This is a genomic window from Mesorhizobium sp. YM1C-6-2 (genome assembly GCF_003666685.1).
In the GTDB taxonomy this organism is placed as follows: Bacteria; Pseudomonadota; Alphaproteobacteria; order Rhizobiales; family Rhizobiaceae; genus Mesorhizobium_K.
Window position 1 is genome coordinate 96,712 of record NZ_RCIZ01000010.1, and the last position, 16,095, is coordinate 112,806.

General features: G+C 65.2%; 15 protein-coding genes. 14 read left to right on the top strand and 1 reads right to left on the bottom strand.

Translation table 11 applies throughout. The annotated features are described in order from the left end of the window. Nucleotides 1-44: 44 nt before the first annotated feature. From D8676_RS21355 to D8676_RS21420, 14 genes are all read left to right on the top strand, one after another. Nucleotides 45-1,250 (top strand): efflux RND transporter periplasmic adaptor subunit, encoded by a 1,206-nt coding sequence (locus D8676_RS21355; RefSeq protein ID WP_121583125.1) that lies wholly within the window; start codon nt 45-47, stop codon nt 1,248-1,250. Continuing rightward, nucleotides 1,247-4,321, top strand: a complete 3,075-nt coding sequence (locus D8676_RS21360; protein WP_121583126.1) for an efflux RND transporter permease subunit — start codon at nt 1,247-1,249, stop codon at nt 4,319-4,321. The genes D8676_RS21355 and D8676_RS21360 overlap by 4 nt, the downstream gene beginning before the upstream one ends. 174 nt (nt 4,322-4,495) lie before the next feature. Further along, nucleotides 4,496-5,320, top strand: a complete 825-nt coding sequence (locus D8676_RS21365) for an AraC family transcriptional regulator (protein ID WP_121583127.1) — start codon at nt 4,496-4,498, stop codon at nt 5,318-5,320. Nucleotides 5,321-5,519: 199 nt separating this feature from the next. Beyond that, nucleotides 5,520-5,963 carry an SRPBCC family protein gene (locus D8676_RS21370; RefSeq protein ID WP_121583128.1) on the top strand — a complete coding sequence of 148 codons (444 nt, stop codon included), beginning with the start codon at nt 5,520-5,522 and terminating at the stop codon, nt 5,961-5,963. Nucleotides 5,964-5,981: 18 nt separating this feature from the next. Continuing rightward, entirely contained in the window at nt 5,982-6,767 is a 786-nt protein-coding gene (locus D8676_RS21375) for an FAD binding domain-containing protein (protein WP_121583129.1), read from the top strand. Between the two features lie 44 nt (nt 6,768-6,811). Next, complete coding sequence (locus D8676_RS21380) at nt 6,812-7,294, top strand: (2Fe-2S)-binding protein (RefSeq protein ID WP_121583130.1); 483 nt, start codon at nt 6,812-6,814, stop codon at nt 7,292-7,294. A gap of 8 nt (nt 7,295-7,302) precedes the next feature. After that, nucleotides 7,303-8,667, top strand: a complete 1,365-nt coding sequence (locus D8676_RS27960; RefSeq protein ID WP_121583131.1) for a xanthine dehydrogenase family protein molybdopterin-binding subunit — start codon at nt 7,303-7,305, stop codon at nt 8,665-8,667. Nucleotides 8,668-8,670: 3 nt separating this feature from the next. Next, nucleotides 8,671-9,684, top strand: coding sequence for a molybdopterin cofactor-binding domain-containing protein (locus tag D8676_RS27965; protein WP_121583132.1), 1,014 nt, complete (start codon nt 8,671-8,673; stop codon nt 9,682-9,684). Between the two features lie 5 nt (nt 9,685-9,689). Further along, nucleotides 9,690-10,571, top strand: a complete 882-nt coding sequence (locus D8676_RS21395; protein ID WP_121583133.1) for a MoxR family ATPase — start codon at nt 9,690-9,692, stop codon at nt 10,569-10,571. Beyond that, nucleotides 10,568-11,698: a VWA domain-containing protein gene (locus D8676_RS21400; protein WP_121583134.1), complete on the top strand. Its 1,131-nt coding sequence runs from the start codon at nt 10,568-10,570 to the stop codon at nt 11,696-11,698. Before D8676_RS21395 ends, D8676_RS21400 begins: the two co-directional genes overlap by 4 nt. Further along, a complete protein-coding gene (locus D8676_RS21405) occupies nt 11,698-12,585 on the top strand; it encodes an amidohydrolase (RefSeq protein WP_183097190.1) in 888 nt (295 codons plus the stop codon). The genes D8676_RS21400 and D8676_RS21405 overlap by 1 nt, the downstream gene beginning before the upstream one ends. A gap of 119 nt (nt 12,586-12,704) precedes the next feature. Further along, on the top strand, nt 12,705-14,132 hold the full coding sequence (locus D8676_RS21410; RefSeq protein WP_121583136.1) for an aldehyde dehydrogenase family protein: 1,428 nt from the start codon (nt 12,705-12,707) through the stop codon (nt 14,130-14,132). Nucleotides 14,133-14,283: 151 nt separating this feature from the next. Further along, nucleotides 14,284-14,478, top strand: a complete 195-nt coding sequence (locus tag D8676_RS21415; protein WP_121583137.1) for a type II toxin-antitoxin system HicA family toxin — start codon at nt 14,284-14,286, stop codon at nt 14,476-14,478. A gap of 2 nt (nt 14,479-14,480) precedes the next feature. Next, nucleotides 14,481-14,759 carry a type II toxin-antitoxin system HicB family antitoxin gene (locus tag D8676_RS21420; RefSeq protein ID WP_121583138.1) on the top strand — a complete coding sequence of 93 codons (279 nt, stop codon included), beginning with the start codon at nt 14,481-14,483 and terminating at the stop codon, nt 14,757-14,759. 57 nt (nt 14,760-14,816) lie between these two features. Here the strand turns inward: D8676_RS21420 and D8676_RS21425 are convergent, their stop codons facing one another. Further along, nucleotides 14,817-16,091 carry a cysteine desulfurase-like protein gene (locus D8676_RS21425; RefSeq protein ID WP_121583139.1) on the bottom strand — a complete coding sequence of 425 codons (1,275 nt, stop codon included), beginning with the start codon at nt 16,089-16,091 and terminating at the stop codon, nt 14,817-14,819. Between the last annotated feature and the right edge of the window lie 4 nt (nt 16,092-16,095).

Here is a 16,095-nt window from a genome sequence, read left to right on the forward strand (position 1 = left end):
GTAACGATTCCCTCCAACCTCAAATAATCTGCCCGGTCGGAACCATGATCCTCCGCTTCATCATCGCATTTGTGCTCGTTGTCCTGGTTTGCGGGGGCATCGTCGGCTTCAACATGTTCCGCGACCAGGCGATCCAGGACTTTTTCGCCAACATGCCGGTCGCTCCGGTCACAGTGTCGACGATCAAGGTCGAGCCGATCGAGTGGACGCCCGGCATTGAGGCGATCGGTACGGTTGCTGCCGCGCGCGGCGTCGATCTGACGGTCGAGGCTGCCGGCGTGGTCAAGGAAATCCGCTTCAAGTCAAACCAGCGGGTGACGCAGGGCGACGTGCTGGTGCAGCTGGACGACGCCGTGCAGCGGGCCGACCTCGAAGCGGCCAAGACGCAGGCGGCGCTCGACCAGCAGCGGCTCGAACGGGCCATGGAACTGCAGAAGAGGCGCGTCGGCTCCGACGTCGCCGTCGACGAGGCGCAGGCCGCGTCCTCGGCTTCGAAGTCGCAGGTGGCGAAGCTGCAGGCGGTGCTTGACCAGCGCCAGCTCAGGGCGCCGTTCAGCGGCACCATCGGCATTCCGCGCATCGACGTCGGCCAGTACCTCTCGCCCTCGCAGGTCGTGGCGACGCTCCAGGATCTCGAGACGATGCGGGCCGACTTCTCCGTGCCCGAGCAGCGGCTCGCCCAACTGGAGATCGGTCAACCGGTCCGTTTCGGCGTGACCACCAACGACATGCCCTTCACGGGCTCCATCGTCGGCATCGATCCCAAGGTGGATCCCGCGACCAGGCTGGTGGCCGTCCGCGCCGAGATCACCAACCCGCAGGGGCTTCTCAGCCCCGGCCAGTATGTGCAGGCTCGCGTCCAGCTGCCCGCCGAGAGCGACGTGATCGCATTGCCGCAGACCGCCTTGGTCAGCAGCCTTTACGGCGACTACATCTATGTCGTCCGCCCGAAGGAAGGCGCGGCTGCCGCTGGATCGGCGGGCGAGGCCGCCGGGCAGGCGGCAGGACAGGAAGGAGAGGCCGCACCGGAGAAAGCCGAGGGTGAACAGGCTCCCGTGCTCGTCGCGCGGCAGATATTCGTCAAGCCGGGACGCCGGAACCAGAACCGGGTTGAGGTCACCGAAGGCGTGAAGCCGGGCGACGAGGTCGTCACCGCCGGCCAGAACCGCCTGTCCAACGGCGCCGTAGTCGTCATCGACAACACGATCGACCCGACGACGCGCGCGACCCAGGCGGCGATGCTGCCATGAGTCCGTCCGATATCTTCATCCGTCGACCGGTGCTGTCGACGGTCCTGGCCCTTATGATCCTGCTGCTGGGCTTCCAGGGGCTGTTCAACCTGACCGTGCGCCAATATCCGGAGGTCGAGGAGACTGTCGTCACCATCACGACGCCCTATCCGGGCGCCGCGGCCGACCTCATCCAGGGCTTCATCACGGCGCCGATCGCGGCTGCCGTCGCCACCACCGAGAACATCGACTACGTGACCTCGCAGAGCCGTCCCTCGGCCAGCGTCGTGACCGTGCAGATGCAGCTCGGTTCCGACCCCGACGCGGCGCTGACGGAAGTCATGTCCAAGGTGCAGCAGGTGCGCAGCGAGTTGCCGCCGGACGCCGAGGACCCGACCATCGTCAAGGGCACCGGCCAGCAGTTCGCGATCATGTATCTCGCGATGCAGAACCCGAACATGACGGCCGAGCAGCTGACCGAATATATCGAGCGCGTCATCCGGCCGCGCCTCTCGACCGTCGAGGGCGTCGCCGAGGTGCAGGTGCTCGGCGCCGCCAACTATTCGATGCGCATCTGGATCGATCCCATCCGGCTCGCCGCGCGTGGCATCACGGCGTCCGAGGTGCTGGCCTCGCTCAAATCGGCCAACTTCCTGTCGGCGCCGGGCAAGACCAAGAACGAATACGTCACCTATTCCGTCACCATGCAGTCGACGCTGCAGACGCCGGAAAGCTTCGGCGCGCTGCCGCTGAAGTCGGCGGACGGCAAGGTGATCCGCCTGCGCGAGGTCGCCGAGATCGAGCTCGCCGCCGAGAGCACCGACACGGTCGTCAAGTTCAACGGCGAGCCCGGTACCTTCATCGGCATCTTCCCGACGCCCTCGGCCAATCCGCTCGACACGGCCGCCGCCGTGATCGCGGAACTCCCGGCGGTGCAGGAATCGCTGCCCGAGGGTATGACGATCACGCTCGTCTACGATTCGACCGAGACGATCAGCGCCTCGATCGAGGAAGTGTTCAAGACGATCGCCGAGGCGGTCGCCATCGTCGTCGTCATCATCCTCCTGTTCCTCGGCTCGTTCCGTTCGGTGCTGATGCCGATCGTGACCATCCCGCTGTCGCTGATCGGCGTCTTGTTCATCCTTTTCCTGATGGGCTACTCGATCAACCTGTTGACGCTGCTCGCCATGGTGCTGGCGATCGGCCTCGTGGTCGACGACGCCATCGTGGTGGTCGAGAACATCCAGCGCCATATCGAGGAAGGCATGTCGCCCATGCAGGCGGCGTTCCAGGGCATGCGCGAGATCTTCGCGCCGGTCGTCGCCATGACGATCACGCTTGCCGCCGTTTTCGCACCGCTTGCCTTCACCGGCGGTCTCACCGGTTCGCTCTTCCGCGAATTCGCGCTGACGCTTGCCGGCGCCGTCGTGATCTCCGGCCTCGTCGCCGTCACCATCACGCCGATGATGGCCGCGCGCATCCTGAAGGGCGGCGAGCATGGCCGCTTCCAGCGGATCGTCGATCGCACGTTCGACAGGGTCGCCAGCCGCTACGAGCGGCTCGTGTCAGGCTCGCTGAAATACCGGCCGGTGACGCTGATGATCGTCATTGCCCTGATTTCGGTGACCGGCTTCATGTTCCTGAAGACGTCGAGCGAGCTCGCCCCGGAAGAGGATTCCGGCGCGCTCTTCTCGCTGGTGACGGCGCCGCGCTACGCGACCACCGAATACACCTCACTCTATGCCGACCAGATGATGGAGCTGACCAAGGAGATCGAGGAGCTGCGGGCCTACTTCACGGTCGTCGGCTTCGGCGGCCAGACCAACAGCGGCATCGCGCTCTGGGCCTTCAAGGACTGGGGAGAACGCGGCCGCTCGCAGAAGGAACTGCAGCAGGACATCCAGGGCCGGCTCTCGAAGGTTGCCGGCGTCGAGGCGCTCGTCTTCGCGCCGCCCTCGCTGCCGGGCGCCGGCGGCGGCCTGCCGATCTCGATGGTGATCCAGTCGACCAGCGATCCGAGCCAGGTCTACGAGATCGCCGAGCAGGTCAAGCAGAAGGCGCAGGAATCCGGCCGCTTCATCGTCGTGCAGAACACGCTCGCCTTCGACGCACCGCAGGTCACGCTGAGCATCGACCGCGACCGGGCGGCGGCGCTCAACCTGCCGATCAGCGAGATCGGCTCGACGCTCAGCCTGCTCGTCGGCGGCGGTGCCGTCGCGCAGTTCGACCGCGATTCCAACAGCTACGACATCATCATGCAGGTGCCCGAAAAGCTGCGCGGCAATCCCGAGCATCTCGGCAGCTACTACGTGCGGTCGGTCACCGGGGACATGGTGCCGCTCTCGGCGGTGGTTTCCGTCTCGACCAACGCCTCGCCGGCCGCGATCGAGCAGTTCAACCAGCTGAACTCGGCGACCATCTCGGCGCTGCCGGTTCCGGGCGTCACCACCGGCGACGGGTTGCAGACTATCGAGGACATCGCGCGGCCGCTGCTGCCGGCCGGCTTCTTCATCGACTATTCTGGCCAGTCGCGTCTCGAGAAGGAGCAGGGCAACACGATTGCCATCGCCTTCGTTCTGGCGGTCGTCGTCATCTATCTCGTGCTAGCCGCCCAGTTCGAGAGCTTCCGCGATCCGCTCATCATCATGATGTCGGTGCCGCTGTCGATCTTCGGCGCGCTCCTGCCGCTCAACCTCGGCCTGGGTACGCTGAACATCTACACGCAGGTCGGCCTGATCACGCTGATAGGCCTGATCACCAAGCACGGCATCCTCATGGTCGAGTTCGCCAACCAGTTGCGCGAGGAGCAGGGCCTCTCCCGCCGCGATGCCATCATCGCCTCGGCCAAGACTCGGCTTCGCCCCATCCTGATGACGACGGCCGCCATGGCGCTCGGCGTCGTGCCGCTCATCATCGCGGCCGGCGCGGGCGCTGCGGCGCGCTACTCGATGGGTCTGGTGATCTTCTCCGGCATCCTCATCGGCACGCTGTTCACGCTCTTCGTGGTGCCGATGTTCTACACCTTCATCTCCCGCAAGGAGTTGAAGCCCCACGTCGAGGCAGCGCCGCCTGCCGTGGCGCCGGCACACTGATCGAAGAAAGGGCGGCCTCGGAGCCGCCCTTTCTGTTTGGACGGCGGGCATGTCCCGCGAACGCCCGTTCGCGCCGTCGCATTCCGCCCGTATTGACGAGCGAGCGCCGCCACAGCACTATTTCCAGGAACGGGGCCACGAGAACACAAGCCACGAAGCCCTGGGAGGAAGCAGATGGCCACCTCGATCCGCCTCTTTCGCGGAGCATTCGGGCATGTGTCCGTGCTCAATGTCGCCAGCGATTTCGTCACCCATGCCCATGCGGAGGCGCACATCATCCTCTGGCTCGACGGCGCCGCCGGCGAGATGACGGTCGGCAGCGTGAAGGTGCTGCTCGGTCCGGACGTCGCCGCCGGCATAAACTCGCTCCAGCCGCACAGCCACGCGCTTTCGGCCGACGGCCGCCCTGGAAAGTTCCTTGCCTTCTACATCGATCCGGAATGGTTCTATCGCCGCCGCGGCATCCCGCGCGGGCAGACGATTTTCGCGTCCGCGGCGATCCCGATCGACCCGTGGCTGCACCGCGCCGCCGTCATGCTCTACGAGGAGCTCAGCAATGGCGAGGTGGACGAACTCGCGCTCTACGAGATCGAGCGGCTGATCGACAGCCTGGCCGACGCCGCCGATCAGGTCCGCCCGCGCCGCGTCCGCGTTTCCGGCCATGACGGCATCGACCACCGCGTGCTCAAGGCCATCGATCTGATGAAGGCCAACGTCTGCGAGCGCATCTGCTTCGACGAGGTGGCGAAGAACGTCGGCCTGTCGCGGCCGCACTTCTTCGCGCTGTTCAAGGAGCAGACCAGCCTCACGCCCAACGTCTATTGGAACACGCTGCGCATGGAGGAGGCGCTCAGGCAACTGCAATGGTCGCGCGAGCCGCTGACCTCGGTCGCCTGGAATCTCGGCTTCACCACGCAGGGCAATTTCACGCGTTTCTTCCGCGATCATGCCGGCGTGCCGCCGACGCTTTACCGCGAGGCGATGCAGAGCGCCGTCTAGAGCAATTCCAGCAAAAGTGCGCAGCGGTTTTGCGTCCGGAATTGCGTAAAAACAAATCAATAGAGCGGTTCCGCGATTCTGAGAAAGCTGGAAACGCTCCCGTACAAATTCAGACGGATCGATAAGCGATCGAGACGCATTGATAAGCGGCGTCTGAAGCGGGGCGTTATTCTCCTGACGAAGATCGAGGGAGGATTGCGTGCCGAAAATCAGGATTTCGAGCGTCATCGACGCGCCGATCGAGAAGGTCTGGGCGCGCATACGCGACTTCAACGGGCTGCCGGGCTGGCATCCCCGCATGGTGGAAAGCGAAATCGAGGACGGCAGAAAGGCGACGGATATCGGCTGCGTGCGCAAGTTCAAGGTCGCCTCCGGCGCGACCATCCGCGAGAAGCTGACCGCCTTTTCCGACGATGATTTCCTGACCACCTATTCGATCATCGGTCATCCCGCGCCGATCTCGAACCACAGCTCGACCCTGAAGCTCGAGCGCGTCACCGACGGCGACCGGACCTATGCCGTGTGGACGGCGGACTTCGACGCCCCGGCCGACAAGGGCGACGAGATCGCCAAGGGCATGGGCGAGAACGTGTTTCAGGGCGGCTTCAACGCACTGAAGAGCCATTTTTCGGGCCAGAGCTGATTTAGCCGGGAGGCTGCAATGCCGCTTGCCCTGAAGACCTATCCGACGCTCGCCGAAGCCGGTTCCGCATTGTCGGATGCCGGAGCGCGCTACATCGGCGGCGGTACGCTTGTCGTCCGCGCGGCGAACGAAGGCGACGTCTCGCTGTCGACCTTCGTGCGCTCGACCGATCCGGAACTGTCCGTGATCAAGGTCGAGGGCGGCCGCGCGACCATCGGCGCGTCCGTCGCCATGTCGGCGGTTGCCCGCCATCCCGACCTGTCGGCAATCGCGAAGGCCGCCAGGGCGGTTGGCGGTCCCGCGATCCGCAACATGGCGACCGTCGGGGGCAACCTTTTCGCCGCCGCGCCCTATGGCGATTTCGCGGTTGCGCTGCTGGCGCTCGATGCGACGGTCCACACGACGGCGGGCGACCTCGGCATCGAGGAGTTCCTGGCCGGCCGCGACGGCAGGGTCGTCGCCGGCGTCAGCTTTGCCGTGCCGCCGGCCGAAAACTTCCGCTTCGTCAAAGTGTCTCGCGTCAAGCCGAAGGGCGTCGCGGTGCTGAGCATCGCAGCCGTCATCGAGGCCGACGCCGGCAAGGTGAGGAGCGCGAGGATCGCGCTCGGCTGCATGGCTGATCGTCCGATCCGCGCCAGGTCTGCCGAGAAGGCGCTCGCCGGCGCAACGCTCAGGGAGGAGGACGTTGCGCCGGCGGTGGCCGCCATAGGCGAAGGCGTGCATCCGATCACCGATGCGATCGCCAGCGCATGGTATCGCGCAGAGGTGCTTCCGGTGCATTTCCGCCGCCTGCTTCTGGAGTAGCGCGGCCGACGAGCGATCCGGTTGGAGAACGCCAGGGAGGAAAGATGGCGAAGGTTCCGGTCCAGTTTACCCTCAATGGCGAGGAGAAAGCCGAGTTCGTCGACGCCGGCGCGACCCTCATCAAGGTGCTGCGCGACAAGCTCGGCGACACGTCACCCAAGGGCGGCTGCAATCAGGGCACATGCGGCTCCTGCTCGGTCATCATCGACGGCGAATTGAGGCTTTCCTGCCTGACGCTCGCCGAGACCTGCAACGGCGCCGACATCCTCACCACCGGCGGCCTCGCCAGGGACGGTGTACTGCATCCGCTGCAGCGGGCCTTCATGGACGAGTTCGCTGCGCAATGCGGCTTCTGCACGCCGGGCATGATCATGGCCGCCAAGGCGCTGCTCGACAGCAACCCGAAGCCGACGCGCGAGGACGTCATCGACGCGCTCTCCGGCAACATCTGTCGCTGCACCGGCTACGAGCCGATCATCCGCGCGGTGCTGACCGCCGCCCGCTCCAATTCCCAGAACGCTGCGTGAGGCTTCAGATGAAACTCGCCAAGAGCTATTTCGCCGACCAGCGCAAGGACGACCTCAAGGAACTCGGCCAGGGTCTGCAGCGTGCCGATGTGCCCGGCCACGTCACTGGCAAGACGACCTATTTCGCCGACCGGCATTTCCCGGGCACGCTCTATCTCAAGATGGTGCGCAGCCCGCATCACCACGCCCGCATCAGGAAGGTCGACCTGTCCGAGGCGGAAAAGCATCCGGGCGTGCATCGCATCCTCACCCACAAGGACATACCGCACAACCTCTACACCATCCTCATCCTCATCCAGGTCGGACCGGAGGACGAGCATGTGCTGGCCGAGGACAAGGTGCGCTGGAAGGGCGAGGCCATCGTCGCCGTGCTCGCCGACAGCGAGCGTGCGGCCAACGAGGCAGCCGCCAAGGTGAAGATCGACTACGAGGTGCTGCCGGCCGTCCTCGACATCGAGTCGGCACTTGCCCCGGATGCGCCCATCGTCAACGAGCACCACGGCCAGAATTTTTACATGTACGACAGCGGGCCGTCGCGAAAGGTGCGCTTCGGCGATGTCGAGAAGGGATTTGCCGAGGCCGACCACATCCTCGAACAGACCTACTTCTCCTCGCCGATCGAGCAGGCGCCGATGGAGACGACGGGCTGCATCGTCGTGCCTGAAGGCAACGACCGCTTCACCTGCTACACCAACACGCAGGCGATGTTCTTCACGCTCGACAACACCTCGATCATCCTGCAGATGCCGGGCCATAAGCTGCACATGGTGGGCGGCACGGTCGGCGGCGGTTTCGGCGGCAAGGTAGACGTGACAGTCGAGCCGATCGCCATCCTCGCCGCAAAGATGACGGGCCGGCCCGTCTCCTTCGTCTACAGCCGCTACGAGGAGATGCAGATTTCCTCGCCGCGCGCCGCCGAGAAGATCGTGCTCAAGGACGGCGTCATGAAGGACGGCCGCATCGTCGCGCGGCAGGTGTGGGGCTACACCGACGCCGGCGCCTATTCGCGCCACTCGCCCTACGGCGCGCAGAAAGGCGCGGCGCATTATCCCGGCCCCTACACCATACCCAACGTCTGGGTGGACACCTGGTGCGTCTACACCAACCGCACGCCGTCCTCGGCCATGCGCGGCTTCGGCGTTACCATCGCCGACTTCGCGCTCGAGGTGCAGATGGACAAGCTGGCGCGCCTGATCGGCATGGACCCGCTCGAGTTCCGCTTCATCAACGCCTATCGCGACGGCGACATGAAGGCACACCGCCAGGAAACCACGGGCGCGGCGCTGATCGAATGCATGCAGGAGGCGTCGCGTGTAGCCAATTGGCCGGTTGCGGAAAAGTACCTGAAGATGTCGTCCTACGGGGAGGCCTGAGCGATGACGATCCGGCGCGGCCGCGGCGTTGCGGCGATCAACTATCCGACCGGCATGAATCTCGGCGGCGACCCCAGCCAGGCGCTCGTCCACTCGACCCCAACAGGCAATTTCATGGTCACGCTCTCCTCGGTCGACCTGGGGCAGGGGTTGAAGCAGGTGATGGCGCAGATCTGCGCCGAAACCATAGGTGTGAAGACCGACCAGGTCATCATCGACACCGCCGACACAGATACCGGCCCGCACTGCATGGGCACTTTCGCCTCGCGCGGCACGCACCGTATCGGCAACGCCGTCATTCAGGCGGCGAAGGAAGCGCGACAGGTGATGCTGGAAGTCGCGGCGGAAGCGCTGGAAGTCGATGCCGGCGACCTCGATACGGACGGCGAGGGCAACATCCACGTCAAGGGCGCGCCGCAGAAATCGATCTCGATCTTCGACACTGCGCTGATGGCACATTTCAAGCTCGGCCGTTCGATCTCCGGCCGTGGCATGTTTTTGGTGCCGCGCTCCTATCCGGAGGTGGAGACCGGCGCGATGAAGCCCTCCACCTGCTATGCGCATGCCTGCACGGTGGCCGAGGTCGACGTCGACGACGAGACCGGCGAGGTGACCGTCGTCTCCGTGAAGAACGTCTTCGAGATCGGCCGCGCGCTGAACCCGAAAATGGTCGAACAGCAGCTGGTCGGCGGTTCGTGGATGGGTATGTCCCATGCGCTCTACGAGACCACCGAGCCCTATTATCCGAAGCGCGACCACGCCGGCACCGACTTCAACGAATATCTGATGCCGGGTCCTGGCGACATCGCGCCGACCGAGATCGTGGTGCTGGAGCGTCCCGCCGCCGACGGCCCCTATGGAGCGAAAGGGCCGGGCGAGATGTGCGCCAACCCGCAGATTCCGGCGCTCGCCAACGCCATCTTCGACGCGGTCGGGGTGCGCATCGACATGATGCCGATCACGCCCGAGCGCATTCTCCGGGCGCTGAAGGAACAGCGCGCCGCAGGCACGCATTAGGCGAGATGCCGGACATCGCGAAGAATGGCATCGCGGAGTCGCCGGAGGCGCTGGCCTCCGGCCTCGCCGAAATGCGCTATCTCGCCGACGACGGTCTCGCGACCGCCATCTTCCTCGCCATCCGGCTCGGCAAGCCGTTGCTCCTGGAGGGTGCGCCGGGCGTCGGCAAGACGGAAGCCGCCAAGGCCATCGCTTCGCTTCTCTCGCGCGATCTCGTCCGCCTGCAATGCTACGAGGGCATCGACGCTGCCCACGCGCTCTATGAATGGAACTATCAGCGCCAGCTTCTCGCCATCCGCCAGGCGGGCGAGCGCGAGGTCGATATCTACGACGACCGTTTCCTGATCGCGCGCCCTTTGCTGCAGGTTCTGCAGGATCCCGAGCGCAGGGTGCTGCTTGTGGACGAAATCGACCGGTCCGATCACGAATTCGAAGCCTTGCTGCTTGAATTCCTTTCGGATTTCCAGATCACCATTCCCGAGCGCGGCACAATTTGTTCACGCAGCCAGCCGCTGGTGGTGCTCACCTCCAACCGCACGCGCGAGCTTGCCGAGGCGCTGCGCCGCCGCTGCGTCTATCACTGGATCGCCTACCCGGATGCCGAACGCGAGGCTGATATCATCATGTTGCGCGCCGGCGAGGTCGCCGAGGCAACCGCGCGCGCCGTGGCAAAAGCCGTCGGCGAGATCCGCACAAGACCGCTGGCAAAACCGCCCGGCATCGCCGAGGCAGTCGAATGGGCGAACGCCGCGACCGTGCTCGAAAAGGGCGGCAGCCCCTGGCCGGAAGCCTTCCGCCGCGCGCTCGGCGTGCTGGTCAAGGACGAGGAGGACATGCGTTTCCTCGATCCCGAGCTCGACCGCATCCTCGAAAGGGCGCTGGCGTGACCGCGCTCCCGCCCGCCGCGCGCCCCTTCGCCGGTTTTGCCAGGCATCTCAGGCGTTTCGGCTTTCCAGTGGCGGGCGAGCAGGCGATTGCCTTCATGCAGGGCGTCACCCTGCTCGGACCCCGCTCGATGGAGGACATCAGGCAGGCGGCCCTGGCGACGCTCGGGCCCCCGCACGACCGCATCGCCGAATTCGATGCATTGTTCCGTAGCTTCTTCTACGGCGAGACGACCGTCACGGTGGATGCCGAGGGCGACGAGGATACCGAGACCAAGGACGACTCGGGCGTCGAGCGGGAAGGGGAGCAGCCGGAACTCAGGCAGGAGGAGAGCGGCGAATCCGCCTCGGTGCTGGAGCAGCTTGGCTGCCGGACGTTCCGCAGCGACCAAGAGACACTCAACAGCTTCCGCAAGGCGCTTCCCTCTGCCCTGCCGCAACGCCGCTCCTTGCGCTCGGTGCGAACGAATTCCCGCGGCTCGCCTGATCTCCGGCGCGCGCTCCGCGCCATCGTGCGGGCGGACGGCGACGTGCCTGCGCCGCCGTTCCGCCGCCGTTCGACAGTCTCGCGTGGGCTGCTGATCCTGATCGACATCTCCGGCTCGATGAAGCTCCATACCGGCGACTACCTGAAGCTCGCGCACAGCGCCGTGCAGGCGACCGACCGCGTCGAGGTCTTCACGCTCGGCACGCGGCTGACCCGCATCACCCGCGCCCTCAAGCTCCGCGACGTCGACGCCGCGCTCGGCCGTACTGCCGCGCTGGTCGAGGACTGGGACGGTGGCACACGCATCGGCCCGACCTTGCTCGCCTTCCTGTCGGTGCCGCGCTTCGCCGCCTTCGCGCGTGGGGCGGCGGTTCTTCTCCTCTCGGACGGACTGGAGCGCGGCGACTATGCCGAGATGGAGACGGCGATCCGCCGGCTAGGCGCGCGCGCCTTCCGCCTGTCGCTCGCCACGCCGCTCGCCGGCGATCCCCGTTTCTCGCCAGAGACAGCGGCGCTGAAGGCGATCCTGCCCTCGCTCGACGATCTGGTCGACGGCTCGTCGCTGGCCGATCTCGCCGATTTCATGCTGACGCTCGCCCGGGCCGCACCATCGGCCGAAACGATCTGGAGGAGAACCCTCTGATGCAGAAAGCCATCGACTCGCATTTCCACATCTGGCGCCAGCAGGACCAGCCCTGGCTGGTCGGGCCGATGGTGCCGCGCATCTTCGGACCCTACGAGCCGATCCGCCGCGACTATCCGATCGAGGAGTTTCTTGCCGACCAGCAAGGTTCCGGGGTCGAGAAGGCGGTCTACGTCCAGACCAACTGGGCGAAGGAGGATTTCGAGAAGGAGGTCGCCTTCCTCAGCGACACTGCCAAGGCGAGCGGCTGGCCGCATGCGATCGTCGGTTATGCCGACATGACGGTGGATGACGTCAGGCCGCAGATCGACCGGCTGGTGAAATACCCGCTGCTGCGCGGCGTGCGCATGCAGCTCCACTGGCACGAGACACCGGCCTTCCGCTTCGCGAAATCTGCCGACCAGGTCATCGACCCGGTGGTGAAGAAAAATGTCGCGCGGCTGAAGGACTACGGGCTCTCTTTCGACCTCCAGCTCTTTCCGGCACAGATGAAGGACGGGCTGCAACTCGTTGGAGAGAATCCGGAAACCGATTTTATCCTCACCCACACCGGCATGCTGACCGACCTCGCCGAGCCGGTCGTGGAGGAGTGGAAGGCAGGATTGCGCACCCTGGTCAAGGCGCCCAATCTCTACGCCAAACTCTCCGGCCTCGGCACCTTCGTGCACCGCAACGACCCGCAAGTGATTGGCACGGTTGTCGACAATGCGATCGAAATCCTCGGCAGCGACCGGCTGATGTTCGGCTCGAATTTTCCGATCGAGAAGCTCTGGACCACGCATGCCGAGCTGATCGCGGCGCACCGCAAGGCCGTCGCCAGGCATGGGGCGAAGGCCGAGGCCGACATCTTCTGGAACACGGCCGAGCGCGTCTATCGACCGGTCTAGCCCGCAGTCCGGTCGAGTTGCCGCGCCTGGACAATGAGGGTCACTTCCGTGGCTGTTGTGCAGGCTGCGCTTCTTCGTGTTAAGTCCATCCCGAAGATGATCGAAGAGGTGAGTAATCCATGAGCAACCATCAGAAATTCTACATCGACGGCAAATGGGTGGACCCGGTGAAGCCGGCGCTTCTCGACGTCATCGACCCCTCGACCGAAGAGGCCTACACGCAGATTTCCGTCGGCACGAAGGCCGATGTCGACCGCGCCGTCGCCGCGGCAAAGGCGGCGTTCCCGTCCTTCTCGCTGACCAGCAAGGAGGAGCGGCTGGCGCTCTTGCGGCGCATCCTCGAAGTCTACAACGAGCGCTACGAGGATATCGCGCAGGCCGTCAGCTACGAAAACGGTTCGCCCATCAGCTGGGCGCGCGAGGCGCAGGCCTGGGCGGGCAGGGCGCATATGGAATCGACGATCAAGGCGCTCGAGGACTACGAGTTCAGCGAACGTCGCGGCGGAACCATGGTGGTCAAGGAACCGATCGGCGTCTGCGCGCTGATCACTCCGTGGAACTGGCCGCTCAACCAGATCGTCTGCAAGGTGGCTCCGGCGATCGCCGCCGGCTGTACCGTGGTGCTGAAGCCTTCCGAGGTCGCGCCGATCTCCGGCATCGTCTTCTCCGAGGTGATGGACGCCGCGGGTACGCCGAAGGGCGTCTACAACATGATCAACGGCACCGGGCCGGATGTCGGCCAGATCATGGCCGGCCATCCCGACGTCGACATGGTGTCTTTCACCGGCTCGACCCGCGCCGGCATCATCGTTGCCGAGACCGCCGCGAAGACGGTCAAGCGCGTGGCACAGGAACTCGGTGGCAAGTCGGCCAACATCATCCTGTCCGACGCCGATTTCGAGCGCGCGGTCAGGAAGGGCGTCAACGCCTGCTTCGGCAACAGCGGCCAGTCCTGCGATGCGCCGACCCGCATGCTGGTGCCGGCCGCGCGCCATGACGAGGCGCTTGAAGTTGCCAAGAAGGCGGCTGAAGCCCACAGCGTCGGTGACCCGCGCTCGGAGGACACCCAACTTGGCCCGGTGGTCAGCCAGATCCAGTTCGACAAGATCCAGGGCCTGATCGAGAAGGGCATCAAGGAGGGCGCTACGCTGGTGACCGGTGGGCTCGGCCGTCCCGAGCATCTGAACCGCGGCTACTACATCCGCCCGACCGTCTTCGGCCATGTGAAGCCCGGCATGTCGATCGAGAAGGAGGAGATCTTCGGACCGGTGCTGTCGGTCGTCTCCTATGAGGACGACGACGACGCTGTGAAGATCGCCAACGACACGGTCTACGGGCTCGCCGCCTATGTCCAGTCGAAGAACCTCGACCATGCGCGTTCGGTCGCGGCGCGGCTCCGCGCCGGCCAGGTCTCGATCAACTATCCCGAATGGGACACCTTCGCCCCGTTCGGCGGCTACAAGCAGTCCGGCAACGGCCGCGAATATGCCGACTGGGCGATCCACGACTTCCTCGAGGTCAAGGGCATCATCGGCTACGGGGAGTAGGCATTCTTCCACCTTCTCCCCGCATTGTGCGGGGAGAAGGTGTCATGAAGTGACGGACGAGGGGACGGTGCGGGCATCCGCAATTAGCGTGTCGAACAAGGGGAAGATGGTCGGCTGCTGGGGGCGCTGTTCCCCGAATTTTTGAGGTTTGATGCTCAAGGATAGCCGCGATATCATACGCAGATTGAAGTCGGATGGCTTCGAACTGATGTCTGTGCGCGGTTCGCATCACAAGTTCAGGCATTCCGCGAGCGGCAGGATCGTCATCGTGACGCATCCGCGCAGAGACATACCGCTCGGCACCGTCCGTTCTATCTATGCGCAGGCCGGCTGGGCAAAGGATTGACGATGACGCACTATATCGCCCTGATACACAAGGAAGCCGACAGCGGTTACGGCGTTTCGTTCCCGGATGTTCCGGGTGTGATCGCCGTTGGCGACACGTTGGACTCCGCCTTGCACGAGGCTGGTGTAGCTCTCGGTTTCGCTTTCGAGGACTGGGCGGGCGAGCGGCCCATGCCGCGCACTCTGGACGAGTTGCGCAAGGATGCCGAATTTCTGGAATGGTCGGCAGATGCGGTTGTCGCGGCCGTCACGCCCGCGAGCGGGATAGCCGAGGCAGCTTAAGACCCGAGCCCGCGTCGGAAACCGACCCGCACCGGGCGATGGCAGGCGTCACGAGGCTCACCTCAGCTTGGCGATCACCGCCTTCAGCGCCTCGCCGAAGCGGCGGACCTCGTCCAGCGTGTTGTAGTGGACGAGCGAGGCGCGGATGGCGCCGGAATCCATCGAGAGGTTGAGGCGGTTCATCAGGCGCGGCGCGTACATGTGGCCGTCACGGATGCCGATATCGCGCTTCGCCATCTCTTCGACGATTTGCTGCGGCGACAGTTTTCCGATGTTGAAGCAGAAGGTCGGTACGCGCTCGTCGAGCCTGGCCTCGTCGGCGACGCCGTAGATCGTCGCCCCGCAATCCTTCAGCACCTTCATCATGGCCCGCGCCAGCACAAGCTCGTATTGCCGGATGGCGCCCATGCCGGCGACGATGTTCTCGCGCCGCGTGCGGTTGTTCGACGGCGCGAAGTTGCGGCCGATCGATTCCAGATAGCGCACCGCGGCGTCCATGCCGGCGACGTTCTCGTAGATGAAGGTGCCGGCCTCGACCTTATAGGGCGGCTCGTCGGGAATGAAGTCCTCGCGGAAGGTGGGCAGGCGCTTCAGGAGATCGAAGCGGCCCCAGAGGAAGCCCATATGCGGCGAGAAATTCTTGTAGCCGGAGCAGACGAGGTAATCGCACTCCCAGGCCTGCACGTCGATCAGCCCGTGCGGGCCGTAATGCACGCAGTCGAGGAAGACCTCCGCGCCGGCCGCATGCGCGATCTTCGCCACTGAGGCGACGTCGACGATCGAGCCGATCGAATGCGCCGTCACCGTACAGGCGATGAGCCGCGTGCGGTCGCCGACCAGCGGCTTCAGGTCGTCGACATGCAGGTTGCCGTCCTCGCGCATGCGCCACCAGATGAACTTCGCGCCCTGCGCCTCCAGCGCCAGCCACGTCGCGATGTTGGCGTCGTGATCCATGTCTGTGACGACGATCTCGTCGCGCGTCCGGTCGCGGGAGATCATCTGGCCGATGCCGAGGCTGACCAGGCGGATGAAGGACGTCGCGTTCATGCCGAAACAGATCTCGGCCGGGCTGTATGCGTTGATCAGGGTCGCCACGCTCTCGCGCGCCTCGTCGATGACGCGGTCGACGGTGACGCTGCGGCCGTAGCGGCCGCCGCGCTGCACATTGTGCGAGACGAGATGGTCGGTCACCGCGTCGAGCACGCTTTGCGGGATCTGCGCGCCTGCGGCATTGTCCAGGAAGATGAAGTCGCCGGCCTTCTGGAGCGCCGGGAACATCGCCCTGATCTTCTCGACGGGAAAGGCTTCGGCGGCGGATTGATGCTGGTTCATTGGA